The 23,272-nt window shown below is 30.1% G+C and carries 26 protein-coding genes; 3 read left to right on the top strand and 23 right to left on the bottom strand.

From position 1 onward, the window contains the following. Positions 1-67 precede the first annotated feature (67 nt). The gene (locus HNR33_RS03370; protein ID WP_429080003.1) at positions 68-208 is read left to right on the top strand and encodes a hypothetical protein; all 141 of its coding nucleotides are present in this window, start codon (positions 68-70) and stop codon (positions 206-208) included. Here HNR33_RS03370 and HNR33_RS03365 read toward each other — a convergent pair. From HNR33_RS03365 to steA, 5 genes are read right to left on the bottom strand one after another with little or no spacing between them, the layout of a single operon-like run. After that, positions 183-1,280, bottom strand: a complete 1,098-nt coding sequence (locus HNR33_RS03365) for a DUF3866 family protein (RefSeq protein ID WP_429080000.1) — start codon at positions 1,278-1,280, stop codon at positions 183-185. The two genes, HNR33_RS03370 and HNR33_RS03365, sit on opposite strands and share 26 nt — an antisense overlap. After that, complete coding sequence (locus HNR33_RS03360) at positions 1,281-2,102, bottom strand: phospho-N-acetylmuramoyl-pentapeptide-transferase (protein ID WP_429079999.1); 822 nt, start codon at positions 2,100-2,102, stop codon at positions 1,281-1,283. It lies immediately after the preceding gene. Positions 2,103-2,106: 4 nt separating this feature from the next. Then, complete coding sequence (locus HNR33_RS03355; protein ID WP_429079997.1) at positions 2,107-2,787, bottom strand: glycosyltransferase family 2 protein; 681 nt, start codon at positions 2,785-2,787, stop codon at positions 2,107-2,109. 15 nt (positions 2,788-2,802) lie between these two features. Then, a complete protein-coding gene (locus tag HNR33_RS03350) occupies positions 2,803-3,690 on the bottom strand; it encodes a copper transporter (RefSeq protein WP_429079996.1) in 888 nt (295 codons plus the stop codon). Positions 3,691-3,702: 12 nt separating this feature from the next. Next, a complete protein-coding gene (gene steA, locus HNR33_RS03345; protein WP_429079993.1) occupies positions 3,703-4,824 on the bottom strand; it encodes a putative cytokinetic ring protein SteA in 1,122 nt (373 codons plus the stop codon). 374 nt (positions 4,825-5,198) lie between these two features. On the opposite strand from steA, the gene HNR33_RS03340 reads away from it, so the two are divergent. Both HNR33_RS03340 and HNR33_RS03335 read left to right on the top strand, forming a co-directional pair. After that, a complete protein-coding gene (locus HNR33_RS03340) occupies positions 5,199-5,408 on the top strand; it encodes a hypothetical protein (RefSeq protein WP_429079992.1) in 210 nt (69 codons plus the stop codon). A 479-nt stretch (positions 5,409-5,887) separates the two neighbouring features. Continuing rightward, positions 5,888-6,307, top strand: coding sequence for a hypothetical protein (locus tag HNR33_RS03335; protein WP_429079989.1), 420 nt, complete (start codon positions 5,888-5,890; stop codon positions 6,305-6,307). 743 nt (positions 6,308-7,050) lie between these two features. Here HNR33_RS03335 and spo0A read toward each other — a convergent pair. The 18 genes from spo0A to spoIIIAF form a co-directional block, all read right to left on the bottom strand. After that, positions 7,051-7,857 (bottom strand): sporulation transcription factor Spo0A, encoded by an 807-nt coding sequence (gene spo0A, locus HNR33_RS03330; RefSeq protein WP_429079987.1) that lies wholly within the window; start codon positions 7,855-7,857, stop codon positions 7,051-7,053. A 297-nt stretch (positions 7,858-8,154) separates the two neighbouring features. After that, positions 8,155-9,474, bottom strand: a complete 1,320-nt coding sequence (gene spoIVB, locus HNR33_RS03325; protein WP_429079986.1) for a SpoIVB peptidase — start codon at positions 9,472-9,474, stop codon at positions 8,155-8,157. Between the two features lie 252 nt (positions 9,475-9,726). After that, on the bottom strand, positions 9,727-11,439 hold the full coding sequence (gene recN / locus HNR33_RS03320) for a DNA repair protein RecN (protein WP_429079985.1): 1,713 nt from the start codon (positions 11,437-11,439) through the stop codon (positions 9,727-9,729). Between the two features lie 14 nt (positions 11,440-11,453). Beyond that, complete coding sequence (locus tag HNR33_RS03315) at positions 11,454-11,906, bottom strand: arginine repressor (RefSeq protein ID WP_429079984.1); 453 nt, start codon at positions 11,904-11,906, stop codon at positions 11,454-11,456. A 245-nt stretch (positions 11,907-12,151) separates the two neighbouring features. Next, entirely contained in the window at positions 12,152-12,958 is an 807-nt protein-coding gene (locus HNR33_RS03310; protein ID WP_429079982.1) for a TlyA family RNA methyltransferase, read from the bottom strand. 11 nt (positions 12,959-12,969) lie between these two features. After that, positions 12,970-14,841, bottom strand: coding sequence for a 1-deoxy-D-xylulose-5-phosphate synthase (gene dxs / locus HNR33_RS03305; RefSeq protein WP_429079979.1), 1,872 nt, complete (start codon positions 14,839-14,841; stop codon positions 12,970-12,972). 16 nt (positions 14,842-14,857) lie between these two features. Beyond that, positions 14,858-15,478: a hypothetical protein gene (locus tag HNR33_RS03300; protein ID WP_429079976.1), complete on the bottom strand. Its 621-nt coding sequence runs from the start codon at positions 15,476-15,478 to the stop codon at positions 14,858-14,860. A gap of 751 nt (positions 15,479-16,229) precedes the next feature. Continuing rightward, on the bottom strand, positions 16,230-17,123 hold the full coding sequence (locus HNR33_RS03295; protein ID WP_429079973.1) for a polyprenyl synthetase family protein: 894 nt from the start codon (positions 17,121-17,123) through the stop codon (positions 16,230-16,232). 9 nt (positions 17,124-17,132) lie between these two features. After that, complete coding sequence (gene xseB, locus HNR33_RS03290) at positions 17,133-17,372, bottom strand: exodeoxyribonuclease VII small subunit (RefSeq protein ID WP_429079970.1); 240 nt, start codon at positions 17,370-17,372, stop codon at positions 17,133-17,135. Positions 17,373-17,392: 20 nt separating this feature from the next. Beyond that, positions 17,393-18,589, bottom strand: coding sequence for an exodeoxyribonuclease VII large subunit (xseA, locus tag HNR33_RS03285; RefSeq protein WP_429079969.1), 1,197 nt, complete (start codon positions 18,587-18,589; stop codon positions 17,393-17,395). Between the two features lie 20 nt (positions 18,590-18,609). Further along, positions 18,610-19,572: a hypothetical protein gene (locus tag HNR33_RS03280; RefSeq protein ID WP_429080707.1), complete on the bottom strand. Its 963-nt coding sequence runs from the start codon at positions 19,570-19,572 to the stop codon at positions 18,610-18,612. Next, positions 19,556-19,969, bottom strand: coding sequence for a transcription antitermination factor NusB (gene nusB / locus HNR33_RS03275; RefSeq protein WP_429079966.1), 414 nt, complete (start codon positions 19,967-19,969; stop codon positions 19,556-19,558). The genes HNR33_RS03280 and nusB overlap by 17 nt, the downstream gene beginning before the upstream one ends. 57 nt (positions 19,970-20,026) lie before the next feature. Then, positions 20,027-20,254, bottom strand: a complete 228-nt coding sequence (locus tag HNR33_RS03270; protein ID WP_429079964.1) for a DUF2273 domain-containing protein — start codon at positions 20,252-20,254, stop codon at positions 20,027-20,029. A 21-nt stretch (positions 20,255-20,275) separates the two neighbouring features. Next, complete coding sequence (gene amaP, locus HNR33_RS03265) at positions 20,276-20,815, bottom strand: alkaline shock response membrane anchor protein AmaP (protein ID WP_429079962.1); 540 nt, start codon at positions 20,813-20,815, stop codon at positions 20,276-20,278. A gap of 61 nt (positions 20,816-20,876) precedes the next feature. Beyond that, positions 20,877-21,293, bottom strand: coding sequence for an Asp23/Gls24 family envelope stress response protein (locus tag HNR33_RS03260; RefSeq protein WP_429080705.1), 417 nt, complete (start codon positions 21,291-21,293; stop codon positions 20,877-20,879). Positions 21,294-21,357: 64 nt separating this feature from the next. After that, positions 21,358-22,026, bottom strand: coding sequence for a SpoIIIAH-like family protein (locus HNR33_RS03255; RefSeq protein WP_429079960.1), 669 nt, complete (start codon positions 22,024-22,026; stop codon positions 21,358-21,360). Between the two features lie 11 nt (positions 22,027-22,037). Further along, a complete protein-coding gene (spoIIIAG, locus tag HNR33_RS03250) occupies positions 22,038-22,628 on the bottom strand; it encodes a stage III sporulation protein AG (RefSeq protein ID WP_429079958.1) in 591 nt (196 codons plus the stop codon). 13 nt (positions 22,629-22,641) lie between these two features. Further along, a complete protein-coding gene (gene spoIIIAF / locus HNR33_RS03245; RefSeq protein WP_429079957.1) occupies positions 22,642-23,268 on the bottom strand; it encodes a stage III sporulation protein AF in 627 nt (208 codons plus the stop codon). Positions 23,269-23,272 lie beyond the last annotated feature (4 nt).

The raw sequence follows: 23,272 nt of genomic DNA, 5'->3' as shown, positions 1-23,272 counted from the left end.
ATAATTTCTGTAAGGCTGCCATATATTATCAATATGTAATACAATCTATTTCACAGGAGATGATCATATGTTAAGAATAACTTCTAAAAACAAAGTTTATTTTATCGGTAAAGCCCATGAAATAGTTGAGGCTTTTGATGAACTATGCAATAAATATGAACTAGACACACCATTAATTCAGATTATCGACGATTATTTAAAAAGTTAACAGTATTTCTTCCCACTGCTCCTAGAGTCATAAAGAATTCTTGATCACCATAATAGTCTCTTCCCATAGTTTTAACTTTTAGGCCAAAATAATCCATAGCAGCCTTTACGTCTTTGCCTTCTTCATAAATTATATTGTGTTTCTCATCAATACCATATTCATTAATTTGACTAGTAATAATCTTCATTTTACTATCCTCAAGATACGGTAAAACTAAATTTGATCTTGAATATGTAATTTCACTCATTGTCGTAATAGTGTGATGACTTATACCCTTATGTCTATCTCTTTTATCAGCAAAACTCACTCGAGGCACTGCAAAGCTAGTTCCATTTAGTACATTTACAGCATCAATTATATATCCTTGTTCAATTCCACTAAACCCATATTTAGTACCAGTACCTACAATACCCGGCCCCATAGTAATTATCGTTACATCACTATTTAAAACAACATCAGAAGCAATTAATCCAGTATATATATTTACACATTCTAAGTCTCCTCCAAAAGCGTGTCCTACTGTAATAGTATTATTAATTATTTTTTTCTCCTTTAGTTGCTTTACAGTCTTGCTGAAGTGTATTGGTAATGCACCAGCATCTGTCATTATGTAATTAACTTTTAGCTTGGGGGCCATCCATTTAATAATAGCTGCAATGGGAGCTAGCATACTGTGTAATGTACCAACTATATAAATCGATTTATTTAAGTTATTAAAAGATTTAATACTATCGTGATATAGACTATCTTCTTCTTCTGCAGCTAAGCATTTCATCTGTAATGGTGTATACCGTAATTTCATTATGTGCCCTTTACCTGAGGTTTCATTTCTTTTTATCCTATTATTGTGTATAATGAAATGATATCCTCCAGTGCCAAGGCTTAGATCAACAGCAGTAGTATTTAATACAACACTATCACCAGTTTTAGGGCACCCCGTAAGGCCATTATAGTTTACTGCCTTGCAAACATTACTCTCAATCATTACTTCTACCCATGAAACATCATCGTTGATTTCTAAAATTTTTGTTATTATACCTTCTTTAAAACCAATCAGTTTAAAAACCTCCAATTACATAGTATCTCTTCCAAATTCGTCTATATATTTTAAAAACTTAATTTTACTTATAATTTTTGAAAAAGAGTAAAACTCAGCAATTATATGTAGTATTATTAATAAAATAAAATATACTAACCTAAACATAAAAGACTGTGATAATATACAATAAACTCCCAGAGTTATACCAAGAGCATTAGACCCAACATCACCCATCATTGCTTTTGATTTTAAATCATAAGGCATATATATTATAATTATTCCTATTGCAGAAAAAATTATAAAATTATAAGATTCTACATGTCCAGTAAATAATAATACTATGGAAAAAAATAAAAATGCTTTATTTGCCCTACCTGGTCTTAAATCAAAAAGATTCACTAAGTTAGTAAAAAAAGCAATGATGAATGTGTTTAGAACAATATTTAAGTATCCATCAGACAGAACTATCGATACAAGAAAAGCTGCTCCAAATCCAATAACAGCCTTTAGTCCCCCTGTAGTAAGTTTACCTTTTATTAACGATTTTATATGTCCTTTAAATCCTTTTACATCTTTTTCTCCAATTAAATCGTCTATAAGACCAATTACACCAATTAAAAGCATTGAAACAATGTAAGAAAAAGAATGAACAGCATTAATCTTTAAATATAATGATAACAAATATACAACAATAGTCTGAATAAGAATAAACACAATACCCATCCCTAAAGGTATCTCTATTTTATTATAATTCAAAGCAGTACATTTGTTTGTTAACAACATATTATAAACAAAAGGTATAGTTATTTTAGTAATCAAAACACTTATAATAGCAACTAAGAGATTAGTAAACATGATTTCACCTTCTAAATAAAAGTTGTATGAAAGTTTTTAATACGTCAAAAAATTGCTTTCCTCTGTGAATAAAGCCACTAATATCCCGACCTGTTTCTCTGTGGGTCATATCTACATCTACTTCTTTTATGCTAAATCCATTTCGAAATGTATTTACAGTCATAGCTAATTCAATCCCAAACCTATCTGGTATAAACGATATTTTATCAATTACTTCCTTCTTATACACTCTTTGTCCTGATAAAGTCGTGTCTATTTTCTTACCAGTAAAAAAGTAAACGCCGTACTTAGCTAAACCTTTTACAAGGCCAAAACCACCTTTTCTTTTGGCCTTTTTGAACTTAGCTATTGTGGCATCTGCTTCATCATTTATAACAGGATAAATTAGTTTATATACTTCATCACTAGTCTTTCCTAAATCTCCATCAATCAATACCAAATAATCAAAGTTAATTTGTGAAATTGCCACTTTGATTGCATAGCCTTTACCGCGATTTTCTTTTAAACTAATAAGTTTTATGCCCATATTATGAACTAGTTTTGATGTTTGATCAGTTGATCCATCATCTACAACCACAATTTCATCAATTATATCTATTTTAGAAATATTATTAATTGTAGCTTCAATAAATTTTTCTTCATTATATGCTGGTACAACAGCAACTACCTTACCTTTCTTTTTCATTGAAAACTCTCCCCGTTAATCAAAAATTGCAGTACTAGGATCTGGAACCAAGCTTTCAGCACTTGGCTTTACACCGTAATTACCAGGTCTTCCATCCATAGCTAGTATCAAAGCAACTTTCCCAATTATCGTATCTACATTGTCGACAGTTGATATCCTATTATCTTTATATTTTTCAATATAACTAAATTTAACATTTTGTTTTTCAATTCCTATTATAGGTACATTAGTTTTTTTGCTAAGATCAATAATTCTATTATCAATTAGATTAATTTTATCTTCTACTTTATTTTTACTTCCACCAGCAATTATAATATAGTCACTCGGTTGAATATATGAACCTGAAGCATCAATAATTCCATCATCGTTTAATGATTGTACTATATCGCTATTCTCTCCTGATATAATTGCTTGCATTATCTGGTCAACAGTTAATTTAACTACGTCTCCTTCTATATCTTCAACGTTGTTTATCTTTTTATATACTGCCTCAATTGCATCTTTATCAGATAAAAGATTGTCTTTTATTGTAGTAATAGAAGTAACTTCTGCACCTGAAGCTTCAAGGGTTTGTTTTATACCTGTATAGATATAATCATCGTTAGTTTCTATGATAGAAATTTTAACCCCATTTAATCTATCTTTAATAATTTCTCCATATATAGTTCTATTAAACTCATACAATCTTTTATTTTCCTCAGAAATATCAGTAATGTCACTTTTTATTTTCTCATTTTCTTCTTTCAAATAGTTAAATCTTTCTTCAAGTTGAGCCACAATATCTTCTTTTTGTGATAAAAGTATATCTTGTGCATCAAACATAAATCCAATATAAATTCCGATTGCTAGAGCAAGAAATATTGATACAACTGTTAACACGTAATATTTTAAATTAGTTACCACATCTTCACCTCCCTAGAATCCAAAAAGAATTCTCAACCTAATTCCAATCAACTGTATAAGCTCTTTCGTTGGTGGAAACATTAAACTTACTACAACAATAGGTATTAAAGCAGCTATACCTAAACCTATTACATATCTAGCTTTCAAACTACTTCTATAAAGCTTATTTACACCTTTGGCATCAATTAATTTTGATCCTACTTTTAATCTTACTAGGAATGTACTAGCCATTCCACTTCTACCTTTTTCCAAGAAATCTATCATACTATTGTGTGTACCAACTGCTACTATTAGATCTGCATTGTTTGAATAAGCTAACAGTAATGCAATATCTTCGCTTGTTCCTGGTGAAGGAAATATTTTTGCTTCTAGCCCTAATTCTTTTACTCTATCTAATCCAGGTGCCTTACCATTAGTGTATGCATGTACAATTATTTCTTTTGATAGTCCTAAACATTTATCACTAACACTATCCATATCTCCTATTACTATATCAGGAACATATCCAAATTCAAGGAGTGCATCTCCTCCTCCATCTACACCGATTAATATAGGATTCATTTCGCTTATATAGTTTTGTATAGCTATAAGGTCTTTCTTATAGTCTTTACCTCTAACAACAACTAATACATGTCTATTATGCATTTTAGTTTTTATTTTAGGGATTGGTATTTTCCCTAAAACTAATCCCTTTTCTTTTTTTGCATAATCAAGAGTATTTTCGATAAATTTATCAAGCTCTACTTCAATATTGTGGTATCCTATTTCTAAGAGTTCTTGAATTTTTACTCTATCCAATTCTTCACATGTTCCAAGAACATTTCCATTAGATATTATTTTCGTATCTGATAATTCAATCGTTTCGCCTTCAACAAATTTTTCAAATAGTTCTTCTTCATGACTTTCAAAAATAGGAATCCCTGCTTCTAAAAGTATTGATGGGCCTTCATTAGGATATTTTCCACTTATGGTTTTATCCAAGTTAAGAATACACTTTACCTTTGCTTCCACTAAAGAAGTAGCAGCAATTTCATCAAGATCTCTATGACTAATTATTGCAATATCACCTTGGTTTAGCCTTTTTATAAGATTTTTAGTTTTTCTATCTTTTTTAACTGTTCCTTTAATAACCATTTATTATCCCCCAAACCATGTTCTGAGACAGTCTATTTTGATTTTTACACACTACATTAATTTACTACAATAGTTCATATTAGTAAAGTCAATAATTATAAGTTTATTAAGTAAATTTGAATATATCTAGTGTTTTTAACCATTATTATCGTAATTTGTGGAAATTTCATATCATATCTAATTATATATTTTATTTTAACCAATTACTAGATAACAATACAAGCAAAATATATCATTTATGATAAAATCAAATATGATTATTATTGTAAAACTATGTATATATTTTCAATGTTTTACCATCAAAAATACACCATATTTCTAATATGTTTAACGAATTTATATTGTAGGAAAAATATTTAATAGGAGGATTCAATATGAGCTTGCAAGCCTTTAAATCTACTCTATGTTTAATATTAGAATTTGCACGGAAAGCAGAAAAAGAATCTATGCCATTTTTTACTCAAAAAATATTCATAAAAACCTATGCAAGTACATTAAAATTAAACTTAACAGATAAAATGATAGAAGAAATTATACTTTATAGCAACTCCAGCTTTATTAGTTCTTTTCTATCAGTATGTTAATTTTCCAAGCAAAAAACCCTCTTTCAAACAATAATTCAGAGAGAGGGCAAGCATTTTTATGAATTTCTGCTCTATAGTAATTATATTTTTTTGCTATGTTTAAAACAGTAATAAAATATTATATAACTATCTAAAAAAAGTCCTTTAACTTACCTTAATTCATTTTATAAATATAAATCGCAACAAAAATTTCTTCTGAATTCATATTTTTAACGCTAATTTTGTGATAGAGTTCTCTATGACTATAAATAACCTTATAGACATAAAAATATCTTGAACATTAAGATATTTCTGCTTAGTCATTGCTAAACAAATATCTTAATAATCTAAATCAGCTTCATATAACAATTTCGAATAATGATTTTTCCACAATCCCTTTTAGTGTTATAATTAGCATATAGATAATATATAATCTAGTACACACTTGTATATTTTTCGAATGATAAATTCATAGTTTTTGTTTTTTAAGGAGTTTAACGATGAAAAAATTAAGATTACTAAGTTTTATTCCATTGATAATGACAACTCCTGCCATCACTATTGGAGCAGTAGCAATGTATTACAATAAAATTCCAGCCTTCATTTGGATGCAAGATATTGTTTGTTTATTAATAATAGGATTGATTTCATATTTTGTAGTTTCAAGTAAATTGAATATAGGGGTTGTTTCTCTTGTTATATTACCAATACCTTTTATATTGTTTCCACCAAAAAACTATAAACTACCTTCAATATGTATAGGTTTATATTCTGCAATTCTTTTATTTTCTACATTATTTGGAAACTTTTCAGTTCCATTAATGGGGTACGGATTTTCTCCTATAATAGGATATTTTATTTCTATAATGTGGTATACAAAATTAAAAATTAAATCGCAACTTTCTTATAAAGCGAATTAGGGGAATTCCTGAAATGGCTTCACTTGCGGTGCTGCCATATCTAAAAAAACATTGCAGACAACCTATAGAAAGTGAATATCCAGCTAAATAAATATATTGTAAAGTAGATTTTCTTAAAATATGACATGATAGAACCTTAATATTAGGATTCCATTATAAAGCTTAAATATCGGCATTATTCTTAAATAAAATCTAATCTAGGAAGGCAGCATTTCTACTGCTTTTTGCTAATAAATAGAATTTTTATTTCGTTTATAGACATTTTCATTTACTTTCAGCCTTGCTATGCTAACTTAAAATACTGAAATAATTTATAACAGCTCTCAGAAAAGAAAATATACAATTTAGAGAAGTAATAGAAAATAATTATATACTTGTTTAATTGATTCATTACAAAAGTGCTAAATCTTTTATTTTACCATACATTAGCTAAATGGTAAAATATTTTTTGCCTATTTTAAGGCATAAAAAAAGATATAGCTTCTATTCTCTATATCTCTCCTTGTTTTTTGAGCTAATCCTTCTGTTTCACAATACAACATAAATTCATCAATCTATTTTTCAAATTGAGTTACTATTATCACACAAAAAACCTTGTTATTTATTGATGTAATCCACACCCAATAAATAACAAGGTTTTTTGTTGTATAAATAAATAGTTTATAGCTATGGAATAGCTTTTCTATATATATTATGAAAAATTGGTTGGTTTATTATTTTTCCTATCCTTTAAAACCACTAGACTACGAAATCTTCTGTTCTAATCTTAATTTATCAGCAACCATTGCTATAAATTCGCTATTGGTTGGTTTTCCTTTATCAGTATGAACTGTGTATCCAAATAGATTATTTATAGTATCTACTTTACCTCTGCTCCATGCAACTTCTATTGCATGCCTTATTGCTCTTTCAACTCTACTTGGAGTCGTGTTAAATTTTTTAGCAATATTTGGGTAAAGCTCTTTGGTAACAGCACTTAATAGTTCTATATTATCAACAACCATAGTTATTGCTTCTCTTAAGTATAGGTACCCTTTTATATGAGCTGGAACTCCTATTTCATGAATTATATTAGTAATTTTTGCTTCAAGAGATTTTGAACTTGTAACACTATTTACTAACCCTGATGGTACTTCTATCTGTTTTCTTCTTTCAATTATTGCTGGAGTACTTCCAGTAACCTGTCTTATTCTTTTCATGAAAATCTCAAAGTCAAAAGGTTTTACAACATAATAATCAGCACCTAGATTTATTGCTCTTTGTGTTATCTTATCTTGTCCTACTGCAGATAAAACAATTATTTTAGGAAATTTATCTAATTCTATTGAATGAAGCTTTTCTAGGACTCCAAGTCCATCTAAATGAGGCATAATAATGTCTAAAACTAATACATCTGGTTTGTTTTCAGTTATCAATTCTAACGCTTCAATCCCATCCTTCGCAATTCCAACTACCTCAACATCGTCTTGAGTTGACAAATACTCGCTTAAGATACTACAAAAATCTTTATTATCATCCGCTATAAGTACACTTATTTTTTGATTATTCACTAAATTACCCCCCCTGAAAATCTTTTTTCAACTACATACTTCTTTTGTAATTATTAATTCGACAAACATTAAACATCTCCTTCCTAGTTTTGTTAATTTAATATTTTTTTTTGAATTATCTAATTTTTTTAATTTTAAAAATAAAAAATACTTCTATTGAAGCATCAATATACTAAGGAAGCCATCTTTGAAATCTAACTGACAGAAAGTTATTATTATGGAAACCTAGGACTTTCTTATGGATTATAAAAAAAGAATACAGCTTTAATCTGCTGTATTCCTTTTTGTCTTCCCTGTTTATTCATATTTTGCAAATTCGTTATTACTATTTACTAAAATCCCTGCTTCCTTTAGCATCCATTCAATATACAAGCCATATCCTTTAGTTGGATCATTTACAAACACGTGTGTTATTGCTCCAATTATTTTTCCATTTTGCATTATAGGACTTCCACTCATTCCTTGAACTATTCCACCTGTTTTATCTATTAACCTTTTATCGGTAACTTTTATAACCATACTTTTAGACTCCGGCATATTCTGTCGTTCCAACTTAACTATTTCAATTTCATATTTCTCAACTTTATTATCATGAGTAGTTGTAAGAATATATGCTTTTCCTAGTTTGATTTCACTCTGAAGACCAACTGGTAATTCTTTCTTTTGTGATATATTCTGATTGCCATTATACATAGTCCCATATATTCCAAATGTTGTATTGGATTCAATCTTTCCTAGAAGATCCTCAGATTCAAAAAATATCCCTCTTATTTCACCTGGACTACCTTTCTTTCCTTGTTGAATAGAAGAAACTTTAGCCTTCATAATCTCTCCATTTTCTATTTTCATGAGAGAACCAGTATCAATATCTGTAATGGCATGCCCTAGTGCTCCAAACTTTTTTGAATTAGGATCATAAAAAGTTAGTGTCCCTATCCCAGCAGTTTTATCTCTAACCCATATGCCTAATCTATAACAACCATCTTGATTACTTTTTACTGGTTTAACATTAGTAGAAAAAGTTGCATTATTTCTTTCTATCTTTATTTCTATTTTTTTATTTTTCACTTTATTTAACAAGCTTATTACATGATTAGCATCTTTCACTTTTACTCCATCTATTTCTATAATTGAATCTCCAATTCTTATTCCTGCTTCCTTAGCAGGATTATGTTTATTTCCACCCTCATCTGTGATTTCAGATGTTCCAACTACTAATACTCCTTTAGTATTCAATTTTACACCTATTGCATCTCCTCCAGGAACTAAATAAATCTGATCAATTACATTAACTTTTACGTTTTTAACAGGCACTAACCCAAAAATTTTTATTCCTATCTGAGCTATTCCATTATTGATTGTCTTAAATTCATAAGTGTTTTTCAATCCTAAATTTAATTTTTCTGCATAATTATTATTAAACTCTACAATTCTATTTTCGTTTCCATTGATATCAACCGTAAATGGAAATAAAAAATCAAGTTTTTTACTTTGTCCTTTTATTACGTCAATTTGGGAGGGATAGCTAATAATATTTAAAATTTGAATTGAGTATATGGCAACTACAGCTAATAATACATAAATAATAAGCTTTTTCTGACGTGGGCTTTTATTCAAAAAAAATCACTCTCCCGTTACCCTTTGTCTTTAATTCACCTCCAAAAAACATTAATCTTCTTTTAAAACTGAAGATTAAAATGGTTTCTATAATGTTAATTTAGCCTTTTTAGAGTCCAATTATTCCGAACAATTATTTAGTAATATGTTAAGTAAAATCTCAATTTCCGTTTTATAGATATACTATAAAAATAAAATTGGCAGTATTTCTAGCTTTTATAGAGAAAATTAAAACATCTTTAATTTTAAAAATTAAAGATGTTTTAAATAATTACTTTTAATTTTTTTTGACATTTCAAGCATTTCATTAGCATGCTTTTTTGTCGTATTAGTTAAGCTAACTCCACCAAGTAATCTAGATAATTCTTCAACTCGCTCATCATATTGCAACCTTTTTATTTCTGTTTTAGTTATATTTTCATGAATTATTTTATTTATCATAAAATGACTATCTGCCATTGCAGCAATTTGAGGAAGATGAGTTATACATATCACTTGATGAGTATTAGAAATTTTAGAAATTTTCTCACCAACTATTTGTGCAGTTCTTCCGCTAATACCAGTATCTATTTCGTCGAAAATTAATGTTGGAATATTATCTACTTCAGCAAGTATATTCTTAAAAGCTAACATTATTCTTGACATTTCTCCTCCAGAAACAACCTTTGATAATGATTTTAATGGTTCTCCAGGATTGGTAGATATCAAAAATTCAATTTTATCATTTCCATTCTGAGTAAAGTAATCCAGCTTGTCTATCTTTACTTTAAAAGAAACGTTACCCATATTAAGCTCTTTTAACTCTTTAGTAATTGCTCTTTCTACTAATGATGATATATTCTTCCTTTCTTTAGATAATCTATCACAACAATCTTCAAGAACAGCTTCAATAGAACGTATTTGAGACTTTATAGACTTAATTTCTTCTTCACAATTCATTAAAATTGCTAATTCATTGAATATATTCTCACGATATTCAAGTATTTCTTGTATAGTTTTTCCATATTTTCTTTTAAGTCTATTAATTAAATCCATTCTATCTTCTAGAAATTTTAGTCTCTCAGGATCATACTCTATACCTTCTTCATAATATCTTAGCTCTCTAACTATGTCTTGAAGCTGATAAACTGTTGACTCAATGGAAGCAGCAAATGTAGACAGTCTTTCATCATGCTTACCTAATTTTTGTAATATTATGTACATACTATTTAGTTGATCAATTACAGGCTTTGTATTGTAATCACTTGAGCTTAAGTTTTCTATTACTGTCTTTAAAGAATTTGATATTATCTCTACATTAGAAAGGATTTTAAATTGATTAGATATTTCTTCTTCTTCAGAGACTTTCAAACTAGCTTCATTTATCTCAGAAAGCTGAAATTTTAATAAATCTAACTTTCTCTCTTTTTCCATTTCGTTATTTGATATTTGTTTTAACTTATTTCTAAGAAAGGATAACTTTGAATACTCTTCTTTTACTTTTTCTTTTATAATTATTACGTCATCTTTGCCTAAACAATCTATAAAATCTATGTGCCGTTCACTAAATAATAATGACTGATGCTCATGCTGTCCATGTATATCAATTAATTTATTAGTTATATCATTAAGCATACTCAACGTAACAGTTCTACCATTTACTCTAGACGTGCTTCTTCCTGTATTATGTATTTCTCTTGTTATTAAAAGTGTGTCATCTTTTTCATAGTCTATGCCAAAATTCCCCAAAACACTAAGCATAATTTCTGGAGAATTTATAGAAAATAGAGCTTCAATTACTGTCCTATCAGAACCAGATCTAATATATTCTCTTGTAGCCCTGCCACCTAAAACCAAGCTTATTGCATCAATTATAATAGATTTACCTGTACCAGTCTCTCCAGTAAGTATATTAAGACCTTTTGTGAAAGAAATTCTTAGTTTGTCAATTATGGCAAAATTTTCTATGTTTAATTCAAGGAGCATTTTATAACCTCCAATTAATTAAGCAATTTATTAAAAATATCAACAATCTCCTTTATCTTATCTTGGTTAGTTATAGCCACAAATAACGTATCATCGCCTGCAATAGTACCAACTATCTCTTCAATTCCTAATGAGTCCACTGCTGAAGCACAAATCTGAGCAGCTCCCGGTAGTGTTTTTATTACCAAAAGATGACCTGCAATATCAATTGATACAATAGAGTTTTTAAATATTTTTATTAACCTATCTGTTGTACCTTCAGCATTTTGTCCCATTGCTGCATATTTGTACTTGCCGCTTTTTGATAATACTTTTACCAATCTAAGCTCTCTTATATCTCTTGATACCGTAGCTTGTGTCACATCAATTCCAGCCTTTTTCAGAAACTCAGCTAACTCTTCCTGTGTTTCTATTTCATGATTTTCAATTAGCTCTAATATTTTAGTCTGTCTTGAATATTTTTTCAATTTATTATCCCCTTTACCTTTGGTTTTACATAAAATTATGTCCTACATAAACAATATTTCTTTAGTTCCGCATATTGCTATTTGTACAAGTTTTACCACGAGTACATAATTATTATATCAAATGTAAAAATAAAACAAAATCGTTTATTTTACTTATATTATTATTTTTCTTATTTTAAATTAAAATATTAGAGTTTTATTCAATAGATTTATATTTCTCATATTATTACATGCTCTTTTATTTATTATAGTTCATTATGTGACTCAACTACTGTAGTTTCAATTAACTGGTCTATATCTATTACTTTATCACTATTTTTAACAATATGTGCTAAATATTCTCTATTACCTTCAGCTCCCTTAACAGGTGAATAAGTTAATCCTACAAAATCAAGATCTATCGTCCTGCAAAAATTATATATGTTTTTAATTACTTCCCTGTGGATATTTATATCCTTAATTACACCTTTTTTCCCGACTTTCTCTCTTCCAGCTTCAAACTGAGGTTTAATTAGCGCTATTATATCTACACTATCAGTGGTAAGCTCTTTTACTACAGGTAAAACAAGTTTAAGTGAAATAAACGAAACATCTATTGAAACAAAATTAGCTAACTCACCTATATCTTTTTTTGTGACATATCTGATATTAGTTCTATCCATAGCAATAACTTTTTTATTACTACGTATTTTCCAAGCAAGCTGCCCGTATCCTACATCTATTGCATAAACCTTTCTTATACCATTTTTTAGCATACAGTCAGAAAATCCTCCAGTTGAAGCACCTATATCTAAAGCAACTTTGTCTTCAAGTAAAACCGGGAATGTTTTCAATGCCTTTTCTAGCTTTAATCCACCTCTACTAACATATGGAATAGGATTTCCCTTTACAATAATATTACTTTCAACAGGTACTTTTACACCTGGTTTATCTATTCTCTCACTATCAATGAATACCAATCCAGCCATAATTATTTTTTTAGCTTTTTCTCTAGTTTCAACTAGACCATTCTCCACCAATAAAATGTCAATTCGCTCTTTATCATTTGCCATCAAATCTCTCCCTACATACTTACTCTATTCTTAATCGTTCTAGCAATACTATCAACATCCATTTCATACTGCTTGAAAAGTTCTTGTACGCTTCCATGCTCAATAAATTGGTCAGGAAAACCTATATTTATTATATCGCCTTTATATTTTAATCTAATAAGAAGATCATTTATATTACTTCCAAAACCTCCTATCTTAGCATTATCCTCCATTGTAACTATAATAGAATGATTTTTAGACAAATCTGATATTAATTCTTCATCCAAAGGTTTTACAAATCTAGAGTTAACTAAAGAGACATTCATATTCTCACCCTTTAGTTTTTCTGCTACCTTATATCCATGTTCAACCATTTTCCCAATCGCAATGATAGCTATATCTTTTCCTTCACAGATAATTTCACCTTTACCAAGCTCAATACCTTGCTTTTGTGAGCTATTAAAGAGATTATAGCAGCTTCCTCTAGGGTATCTTAATGCTATTGGGCCATCATAATCGGCACAAAAAGCAATCATATCAATAAATTCTTCTTCATCCTTTGGAGCCATTATTGTCATATTGGGTATATGGTTCAGATATGATAAATCAAATACGCCATGATGTGTTTCCCCATCATTTCCGACTAGACCTGCTCTATCAATCGCAAATGTCACCGGTAAATTTTGTATGCATACATCATGTAGAACTTGATCATATCCTCGTTGAAGAAATGTTGAGTATACAGCAAAAAATGGCTTTAATCCATTTGATGCAAGTCCAGCAGATAAAGTTACTCCATGTTGTTCCGCAATCCCTACATCGAAAAATCTTTTAGGAAATTTTTGCTTAAAATTAGTTAATCCAGTACCAGCTGGCATTGCCGCAGTAATTGCAACGATTTTTTCATTTTTTTCAGCTATTTTGACTAATGTATTACCTAATACATCAGAATATGATAGTTTGTTCGATTTGTTCTTAGCCTTTCCTGTATCTATATCAAAAGGAGATGCACTGTGAAACTTATCCGGATTATCCTCAGCAGGTTTATATCCTTTACCTTTTTTTGTCAATACGTGAATTAGCACTGGCCCTTCAACAGTTTTTGCTCTCTCTAAAACATCAACTATATCAGAAATATTATGTCCATTTATTGGCCCTAGATATTTAAATCCTAATTCTTCAAAAAAAACACCAGGAACAAGAAAATATTTAAAGCTGTCTTTAGCCCTTTCAGCGGTTTTGAAAACCTTCTTTCCTATTGCTGGTATACTATTAAGTATATTTTCAACATCTTCTTTCATTTTAAAGTATGTTGGTGCAGTCCTTATTCTATTTAAATATTGTGACAATCCACCTACATTTGGAGAAATTGACATTTCATTATCATTCAATATTACTATAAGATTAGTTTTCTCATCACCAGCATGATTTAGTGCTTCAAAAGCCATCCCTGCAGTCATAGCACCATCACCAATAACACTTATTATGTTACTTTTCTCTTTCTTTATATCTCTAGCTAGAGCGTACCCAAGTCCAGCAGATATAGATGTTGAACTATGTCCAGTTTCAAAAATATCATGTTCACTCTCTTTTCTTTTAGGGAATCCACTTAATCCTTTATATTTTCTCAGTGTTTGAAATTCATCTTTCCTACCAGTAAGTATTTTGTGAACGTATGATTGATGGCCTACATCCCAAATAATTTTATCTCTACTACTATTGAATACTTTATGTAAAGCTATTGTAAGCTCAACAACACCTAAATTTGAAGCAAGATGTCCTCCATTTTCAGCTACCACATTTATAATAAATTGCCTTATGTCACTAGATAGTATCTTTAATTGATCGATGTCCATTTTTTTCAAGTCATTTAAATCTTCGTAATTTGAAAGAATGTTACTCAATTTCTCCAACTCACTTTCATATGTTTTTTTTCTTTCTTAGCTCAGGAAGTATGTCTATGCCAATTTTCATATGTATTAGCATAAGAACTTTTGATGTGCAAAATATAATCTTTTCTGACTTTTTTATTGCAATTTCTTTTCCTATAGCTTTGCCTCCAACGGTAAGAGCTGCAATTATACCGCTCATAACTATACTTAATAATGTACCTTCTTTAAAACCATATTCATTGACTAGTTTCATAACAATTATTGTACCAGCAGCACCACTTATTATTCCACTTATATCTCCAATTACATCATTACAGAAATTTGATACCGGACCAGCATTTCTGACAAGTTTAACTGCATATTTTGCTTCTTTAACCTTATTCGCAGCCATTGAATGAAATGTTCTCTCGTCGGAAGCAGTTACTGCAATCCCTATCACGTCAAAAAAGACTCCAAATATTATAATAAATATTAAGCTTACAAAAGCTAATAAAATATCAAAATTTCTTAATATACTCTCAGATATTAAACTAACACTAATTGCTAACAAAAATGTCCATAGTGTTATTAATAATACCCATTTCATATTATATTTTTTCAATAAACTAAAGTTTTTATTTTTATTTTTTTTATCATTCTCTTTGGGCAATTTTATCCCTCCATTATTTCAATAGAAATAAAGCTGATAGCTAAAGGCTATCAGCTTCGAGTGGTGATATAGTAGATAAATCTTACGGCTTGAGGTCTAGCAGGTTTTCCCAGATAGAAACTGTCTGTCGCCAAAACAGCGGTTTCCCTTTAATTCCATCTCTATTCTGTCGCCACAAATAGGGCTAGATTGCCACTTAGTCCGCACTGTAATCCCTAATATATCTCTCTATTGAGAACAGTCTAGGAGATTTCCTCTACAGCCATGCTAATTTCTAGCCTCTTTTGCAAAATAGGTTTCGACAGCAAAACTTCTCTTTCCATGGGCCCATGGAATTTGAAGCTGCAACCGTGTTCCGCCTATTTCACTCAAGGCAGGCTACGCTGCACGTAGCTTTAACCACATTGCAGGTTAATCTCGTACGTAAGATGTCCGAGTCTCCACGGAGGTAGGGTCATCGCCCACATGCCATTGCGGATCGCCCCATCCTCCTTACTCCCAGAAACGACCCCCAACTGGGCGTCAGCAGCCGAAACCAGGAACTTCATCGATATGCCCTTTGACGGATTTTTAGCCCCGCCTTCAAAATTAGCTGTACTGACTAGAATACTGCACCACTCTAGACTAAAGTTAATTATAGCATAGGGTTTGAAACAAATCAAATATCATAAATACAATCATATGTTATATATATACGTAATACAAGATAGTATTGTTATCTATCAAATTATGTACGCCATACGTAAAATATCTAATTTTCTCTATATGTAAGATAATGAGATAAACTTATAAAAAAATTTGTATTCTTTTCATTAAATATTGACAAAGAATTGATAGCATCATTACACAACTCTTTTGTTTTTTCTATGGCCCTTTCAAGCCCATATAAAGTTAAGTATGTAAATTTATTATTAGCCTCATCGCTTCCAGTATTTTTACCTAGCTTGTCTTTGTCACCAATTCTATCTAGTATGTCATCACGTATTTGATAACTTAGTCCGATTGCTTTGCCGTACTCTCTGAGCCTTTTAACTTGATCGTCTGTTCCACCAGCTGCTAATCCACCAGCTACAATTGAAGCTTCTATTAAAGCTGCCGTTTTGTTTTGATGTATAAACGATAGTAATTGTTCATTTAAAGCATTATTATCCGAGAGTATATCAGCTGTTTGTCCTCCAATCATACCAAATACGCCCGAAGCTCTTCCCACCTCTTTTATTGCATTTATATATCCATCGTATTTCGTCATACAATGCTCAATTCCATTTATCATAGTTTCAAACGCAAAATTCAATAGTCCATCTCCAGCAAGTATTGCAATTGCATCACCGTATATTTTATGATTTGTCAGTTTTCCTCTTCGATAATCATCATTATCCATAGCTGGTAAATCGTCATGAATTAGTGAATACGTATGTATCATTTCAATTGCAGCCGCAATTGGAAGAGCTGGCTTATAATCTCCACAAACTAATTCACTTGCCTTTAAAGTAATAATAGGTCTTAATCTTTTACCGCCTGCAAATATGCTATATCTCATAGCTTCATAAACTCGATTCTGGGGTGAATCATCTTTTGGTAATATTCTATCAAGTTCTTGGTCCACAATAATCTTATATTTATGCATTTCTTGATTCAATTTCATATTTTCCTCCTATTCATTAGTGTCAAAGTCAACCTCTTCAAGCTCATTATAATTGTTACTTAGTATGATTTTAACCTGGCCTTCAGCTTTATTTAATAATTCATTACAATATTTGTATAACTCTATTCCTTTTTGAAACTTAGTCAATGATTCATCTAAACTTAAATCCCCATTTTCTAGCTGATTTACTGTCATTTCAAGTTCGTCAATAGCTTCCTCAAAGGAATAATCTTTTTTCTTTCTACCCATATTCTCACCTTTCCTTTACACTATTGGTTAATTACTTTTACTTCAATCTTTCCATCCTTCAATATAATAACTAACTTTTCTCCAATTTCAACTTGGTTTACAGATCTTATGATTTGCCCTGTTTTATCTGAAGTTATAGAATAACCTCTGCAAAGCACAGATAAAGGACTCAGCACATCAAGCTTATTCCCTAAACTATCTAACTTATTTCGATATCTCTGATAAGACTGTTCAAAGCCTCTTTGTAAATCCTTGAAAATTACATCTATCCTTTGTTTATCATCATTTAATCTATATAAAGGGCTATTAAATAATATTTTCTCATTAATAACTTCTAACTTGTTCTTCTTTTTATTTATTAAAGACACATATGATGAACACAATTTCTTGAAATTTGAATTCAATTTATAATGCAATTCTTCAGTGAAGGGAACAGATAATTCTCCAGCAGCAGAAGGAGTAGGTGCTCTTAGGTCAGATACAAAATCTGCTATAGTAAAATCAGTTTCATGACCTACTGCAGATATTATAGGTATTCTTGAATTGAAAACAGCTCTTGCCACATCCTCTTCATTGAATGCCCACAGTTCTTCTATAGACCCTCCGCCTCGACCAATTATTATAGTGTCAATATCATCTCTCAAATTAAAATAGCTTATTCCTTCGCAAATCTCTATATGAGCCTTATCTCCTTGTACTAAAACAGGATATACAATGATATCAGCTGTCGGCATACGTCTACTAATAACTGTTATTATGTCCCTTATAGCTGCCCCAGTAGATGATGTAACAACCCCTATTTTTTTAGGAAGAAAAGGAATAGATTTTTTGTATGTTTGATCAAATAAACCTTCTTTATCCAGCTTCTTTTTAAGATTTTCAAACTTTTCGAAGAGTTCGCCTATACCCTTTTGTTTCATACTTTTTACATAGAGCTGATAGCTCCCGTCTTTTTCAAAAACTGAAACATAGCCTGTAAGTATAACTTTCATTCCGTCTTTTGGTATTAGATTCATCTGTCTATTATCATTATTAAAAAAAACACATTTAATTTTACTTTTATCATCTTTCAAAGTAAAGTACATATGTCCACTAAAATGATATTTATAATTAGAGATTTCACCCTCTACGTTAATATTGTATAGTATTGGATCGCTAGTAAGCAATCTCTTAATATATTGATTTAGTTCAGCAACCTTCAATGGCTTCAAATCCATATTCCAAGCCTCCACTTAAGTTAATTTCCTCTATTTACTCTCCCTAAATATGCTATGCCTATTGCATTGTCAGTACAAAACTCCTTAGGAGGAAAGTAAATAGTAGCTACGTTTTTCTGACATATTTCCGTATTTAAAATATCTCTTACATATGAGTTTGCTGCTACTCCCCCTATAATTAAGACATCTCTTATATTAAATTTAGAAGTTGTATATTTTATGATATTTGCTAAAGAAAGCGAAATGCAATAAAACGCACTTCTGGCTACATCTTCAGGTCTGTACATGTTATCAATTAGCTTATAAAAAAAAGTTTCTGCACCAGAAAAATTAATCCATGAATCATTTGTACTAATAGGTAGAATGTCGCTAATTCTTGATCCTTGTTGAGATAAAATATCTAACTCCTTCCCACATGGAAATTTTAGTCCAAGCTTTACTCCAATCCTATCTACAAGTTGTCCAGCACTTATATCCTTTGTACCTCCTATAATGTTAATATCATAATTTTGATTATCATTTCTAACATAAAGAAGTTCGGTGGTCCCACCTGATATATGAAGAGCCAAAAAATCTTTTCTAAAAGCAATATTGCATCCAAGTAAGCCGGCAGCTATATGCCCTTCTTGATGACTAAACTCTTTATACTTAACATCTAAAATTTTAGATAGTATAAATGCCTGTCCTTGAGATACTTTAAAAACAGGCATGTAAGATTCTTCATTATTTCTAGGTTTAACACTTGCTGATACGGTTACAATTTTTGATACATCAATTTCTTTTCTTAGATTTTTAATCAATTTTGGTAAATTATTCACATGTTGAAAGACAGCTTCCTGTTGTCTCAGTCCTCTTTTTCCTGAGGGTACTTTCAATATTTCTCTATCTTCAAAAACTATTATACCGTCTTGATTTACTACAGATAATGAAGTAGTATACGCGCTAGTATCTATACCTAAATAATATCTATCCATTATTGTCATCTCTATCACGTACTAATCCACCTAAAAGTCCATTAACAAACTTGCTAGACTCGCTTGTACTGTATTTTTTTACAATATCTATAGCTTCATTTATTGAAACTTCTATAGGGATTTCTTCTTCATACATTATTTCAAACACAGCAATTCTTAAAACTGCCAAGTCGACTTTGGGCATCCTATTTAGTCTCCACCCTTGAGAATATTTTTCTATGTTCCTATCTATTTCTTCTTTATTTTGTACTATCTTATTTACAGTTTTAAAGATATAGTCTTTATCTTCACCATTTAATTCATTGTTTGCCATAAATAAATCTACTATATTTTCGGTAAAATCATTATTTGCTTCCATTTGAAACAATAGTTTCATAGCTGACTCTCTTGCAAATTTCCTCCCCATATTTATCCTCCTTATGCTTTATTATATTAGTTTTCGTCATTTTTAATATTATATGTACTATTTGATCTTTCCAGGAGGAAGTATTCTATCTAGTATTTCGCTTAAGCTTTCCTTGCCATCTATTTTACTCCCTAAATAATATCCTATAGTAATACATATTGCAATAAACAAAGCTCTAAAGAAACCAATGAGTAAAATAATCACTGCAGCAATAAATCCAACTAAACTGCCCACTACTTTACCTTGATGTTTTTCTAATAGACTTATAATACTTTCCTTTATCATATTAGACACCCTTTATTAAAATTATTTTACCACTTTTGTTGGTGTTGTAATATTAATTATTTCAACTTTTATCTCCTGTACTTCAACTCCAGTACACTTTTCTATATGTTCTTTAACCTTGTTTTGTATACTTACAGTAGTCTCTGGAATAATTACATCTGGATTTACTAATCCTTTTATAGATATAATTAACCCTTCTTCTTCAACGATAACGTTTGTTTTTATGTCTTTAATACCTGTAAAATTAGATGTAATACTTTGTGCAAGGCCTTCAACTGTTTGAGTAGAAATTTTTAATTCACCGAGATTTGTATGCCTAACAATATATTTTTCCTTCTTTTTACTGCTCAATCCTGATAACAAAAATCTAATGCTAACAAGCAAGAATGCTAGTCCAATTATTGAGTATAAATAATTTCCTTTTACAGAATTAAAGTACATCTCTACATTGTTAATTGACAAAGCACTGATTAGATCAAAAGGTATCAAAATAAACACTATAGAAACAATCGCTAAACAAAAAGTATAAATTGTTAGCACTATTCTATCTAATATTTTCATATCCACACCTTCCTTAATATAACTTAAATTAACCCTCTGAATTTTCAGAGGGTTTTGTTTACTATTTTACTCTAGTCTGTGATTGGTCTTCTTCTTCTTTCTGTTCTTTTTCTATATTTACACCTTGAATATTGATATTCACTTCAACAACATTCAATCCTGTCATAGTTTCAACAGCATTTTTAACACTTTCTTGTATTTCCCAAGCTACTTCAGGAATTTTAGCACCATATTCAACTATTATGTATAAATCAATTGCAGCTTCCCTTTCTCCAACTTCAACTTTTACGCCTTTATTGAGATTCTTTCTTCCAAGGATTTCTGCAATACCTCCGGCTATGCCACCACTCATACCTGCAACACCTTTTACTTCTGTAGCTGCTAGACCAGCAATAATGCCTACCACTTCATCTGCTATTTTGATTTGTCCATAGTCTACTATATCATCTTGTTTATCAACGTTTGACAAGAAATTCACCTCCAGCATCGTTTAAATTCTATACAGATATTATACCAAAACGTCTATACATTTACAAACATTACTAAAACTTTTTCATTATTTTGATGTTGGAAGGATCAATACTAGTTTCACTTTTTACAATTTCAAGTATTTTCATAACATCTTGTTCAGAAAGCTCTTTTACAGAAACTACTACTCTGGCACTGTCATTCTTTAAAAAAACTAGAGCATCTTCAAAACCTTTAGCTTTAACTAAGCCCTCTACATATAATTCTGTTTCTGCTATCTGACCAATACTTATTATTTCATTTTGAGCGTTAGTTCTCATATCCTCGTTAGTCTTTTCATTGTTTACTATTTCATTTAACCTTTCAATCAAGCTTGCTCTAAGCTTATCTCTTGATAGTCTGTATTCAATAAAATAATTACTACTCCTCATATTTTCTTCTTTTGTAATTGTTTCTTCTATATCATCATCTGTATCAGTTTTAAGATCATCTATCATACTATCCCTACTGTCAACAACTGGTATATCATCTAATTCTACTTCAGATAAATTTTCTGACACTGTTTCTACAATGCTATCATCTACTAAACTATTTATTTTCATAAGCTGATCTTCTTCATGCTGCTGGTACTCATTTGAGGATTGAAGTAAGGATTTTTTTGTTAGCTGATGATTAAGATATCCAACTACTACAAGCAAACAAATTAGAGAAATAATAAGAACTGTTTTTTTCTTTAATATCATATAAACCCCTCCTAATTACTTGAATAAATTTCCACTTTATTACCAGATATGCCAAGAACCGTTTTTACAGCTGAATATAGTTTCTCCTTTACTTCAATATTCTCTGCACCTTCTGCTACCACCACTACACCTCTTACCTTTGGCTTTACTTCTTTTATTATCATTAGTGACTCATTCCCGCTTCCTGTGACTACTTGTTGCGTTAAATCCTCTCTAACAACTTCCCTAGCTCCTCCTTGTGCATCTTTTTCATCAGTTTTTTCATTCATTTGTGTTGTATTAAATGCAGGTATTCGCTCTGCAGTATCTTCTAAAGTAATCATTACGTTAACTTTGCCCACTCCCTTGATTTGTCCTAGTATATTTTTAAGTTTTGATTCTATAGTAGAAGAATAATCTTCAAATAAATTATCCTCAATGCTAGTATATTTGTCTTGAACAGTCTCTCCCGTAGATAAGGAGAAATTGTCCTTCTCATCATTAGAAAAAAATACATTTGACATAATAACTATCAGTACTCCTAAACAAAGCAGTATGATAAGGTTAGATGTAAATTTCTTAGACTTATCTTTACTTACCATTTCTTTTATTTTTTCTAACATGTTTTCCCCCCTATTAGCTTTCTGTTTCTAAATATACTAAAACTTTATCTTCAGAGATTTTATAATACTCAGAGATTTTTTTTTGTATTTTTTTGCAACTTTCAGATGTTTGAATGCTTTTAGTCGAGTCACTATCTAGCGTACTTATTACAACATCTTGAATCTTATTGACTTTGATTTCATCATTTTTCTGAATACCTTCTTTTTTTGCTGTCATGATAGCAAGTTCTATTCTAGTTATATCTCCATAATTATTTTGAATGCTGTCCTCTATAATATCAATGTCTAGATTTAAGATATCAAAATCACCCTCTTTAGATACCATCTCGCTGATCTCTTTATGCAACTTTTGCTTATACATGTTGATTATCTGTTTATTCTGCAGTTCAATATATTCTGAGTTCCCAGTTTGATCATAAGAAAATGATTCTCCTATATTAGCAAAAACTTCTCTTTCTATATTTATATCTTTAGTTATCAAATTTATGAATGGATTTATTAAAACTATAATAATTAATAGCCCAATTATCATTTGTATGTACCTTTTCATATTGCTGCTAGGTAAAATAATCTCGAGAAAAGTAACAAATACAATCATTATGACTATATTAATAATCCACTCTCTCATAAAATTTATCATTTAA

The sequence above is a fragment of the Brassicibacter mesophilus genome, assembly GCF_050433385.1.
GTDB classification, from domain to species: Bacteria; Bacillota; Clostridia; order Tissierellales; family Proteiniboraceae; genus Brassicibacter; species Brassicibacter mesophilus.
Note: the sequence above shows the minus strand (reverse complement) of the source record. Positions and strands in the feature narration are given on the sequence as shown.

Bases quoted from the DNA above. Each gene is read 5' to 3' on its own strand.
- amaP (WP_429079962.1), bottom strand. From the start codon at position 20,815: ATGAAAATATTAGATAGAATAGTGCTAACAATTTATACTTTTTGTTTA.
- steA (WP_429079993.1), bottom strand. From the start codon at position 4,824: ATGGTTATTAAAGGAACAGTTAAAAAAGATAGAAAAACTAAAAATCTT.
- HNR33_RS03335 (WP_429079989.1), top strand. From the start codon at position 5,888: ATGAAAAAATTAAGATTACTAAGTTTTATTCCATTGATAATGACAACT.
- HNR33_RS03255 (WP_429079960.1), bottom strand. From the start codon at position 22,026: ATGATATTAAAGAAAAAAACAGTTCTTATTATTTCTCTAATTTGTTTG.
- HNR33_RS03295 (WP_429079973.1), bottom strand. From the start codon at position 17,123: ATGAAATTGAATCAAGAAATGCATAAATATAAGATTATTGTGGACCAA.
- nusB (WP_429079966.1), bottom strand. From the start codon at position 19,969: ATGGGGAGGAAATTTGCAAGAGAGTCAGCTATGAAACTATTGTTTCAA.
- xseB (WP_429079970.1), bottom strand. From the start codon at position 17,372: ATGGGTAGAAAGAAAAAAGATTATTCCTTTGAGGAAGCTATTGACGAA.
- recN (WP_429079985.1), bottom strand. From the start codon at position 11,439: ATGCTCCTTGAATTAAACATAGAAAATTTTGCCATAATTGACAAACTA.
- HNR33_RS03355 (WP_429079997.1), bottom strand. From the start codon at position 2,787: ATGAAAAAGAAAGGTAAGGTAGTTGCTGTTGTACCAGCATATAATGAA.
- HNR33_RS03310 (WP_429079982.1), bottom strand. From the start codon at position 12,958: ATGGCAAATGATAAAGAGCGAATTGACATTTTATTGGTGGAGAATGGT.
- HNR33_RS03360 (WP_429079999.1), bottom strand. From the start codon at position 2,102: ATGTTTACTAATCTCTTAGTTGCTATTATAAGTGTTTTGATTACTAAA.
- spoIIIAF (WP_429079957.1), bottom strand. From the start codon at position 23,268: ATGATAAATTTTATGAGAGAGTGGATTATTAATATAGTCATAATGATT.
- HNR33_RS03270 (WP_429079964.1), bottom strand. From the start codon at position 20,254: ATGATAAAGGAAAGTATTATAAGTCTATTAGAAAAACATCAAGGTAAA.
- HNR33_RS03370 (WP_429080003.1), top strand. From the start codon at position 68: ATGTTAAGAATAACTTCTAAAAACAAAGTTTATTTTATCGGTAAAGCC.
- HNR33_RS03340 (WP_429079992.1), top strand. From the start codon at position 5,199: ATGAGCTTGCAAGCCTTTAAATCTACTCTATGTTTAATATTAGAATTT.
- spoIIIAG (WP_429079958.1), bottom strand. From the start codon at position 22,628: ATGTTAGAAAAAATAAAAGAAATGGTAAGTAAAGATAAGTCTAAGAAA.
- HNR33_RS03280 (WP_429080707.1), bottom strand. From the start codon at position 19,572: ATGACAATAATGGATAGATATTATTTAGGTATAGATACTAGCGCGTAT.
- xseA (WP_429079969.1), bottom strand. From the start codon at position 18,589: ATGGATTTGAAGCCATTGAAGGTTGCTGAACTAAATCAATATATTAAG.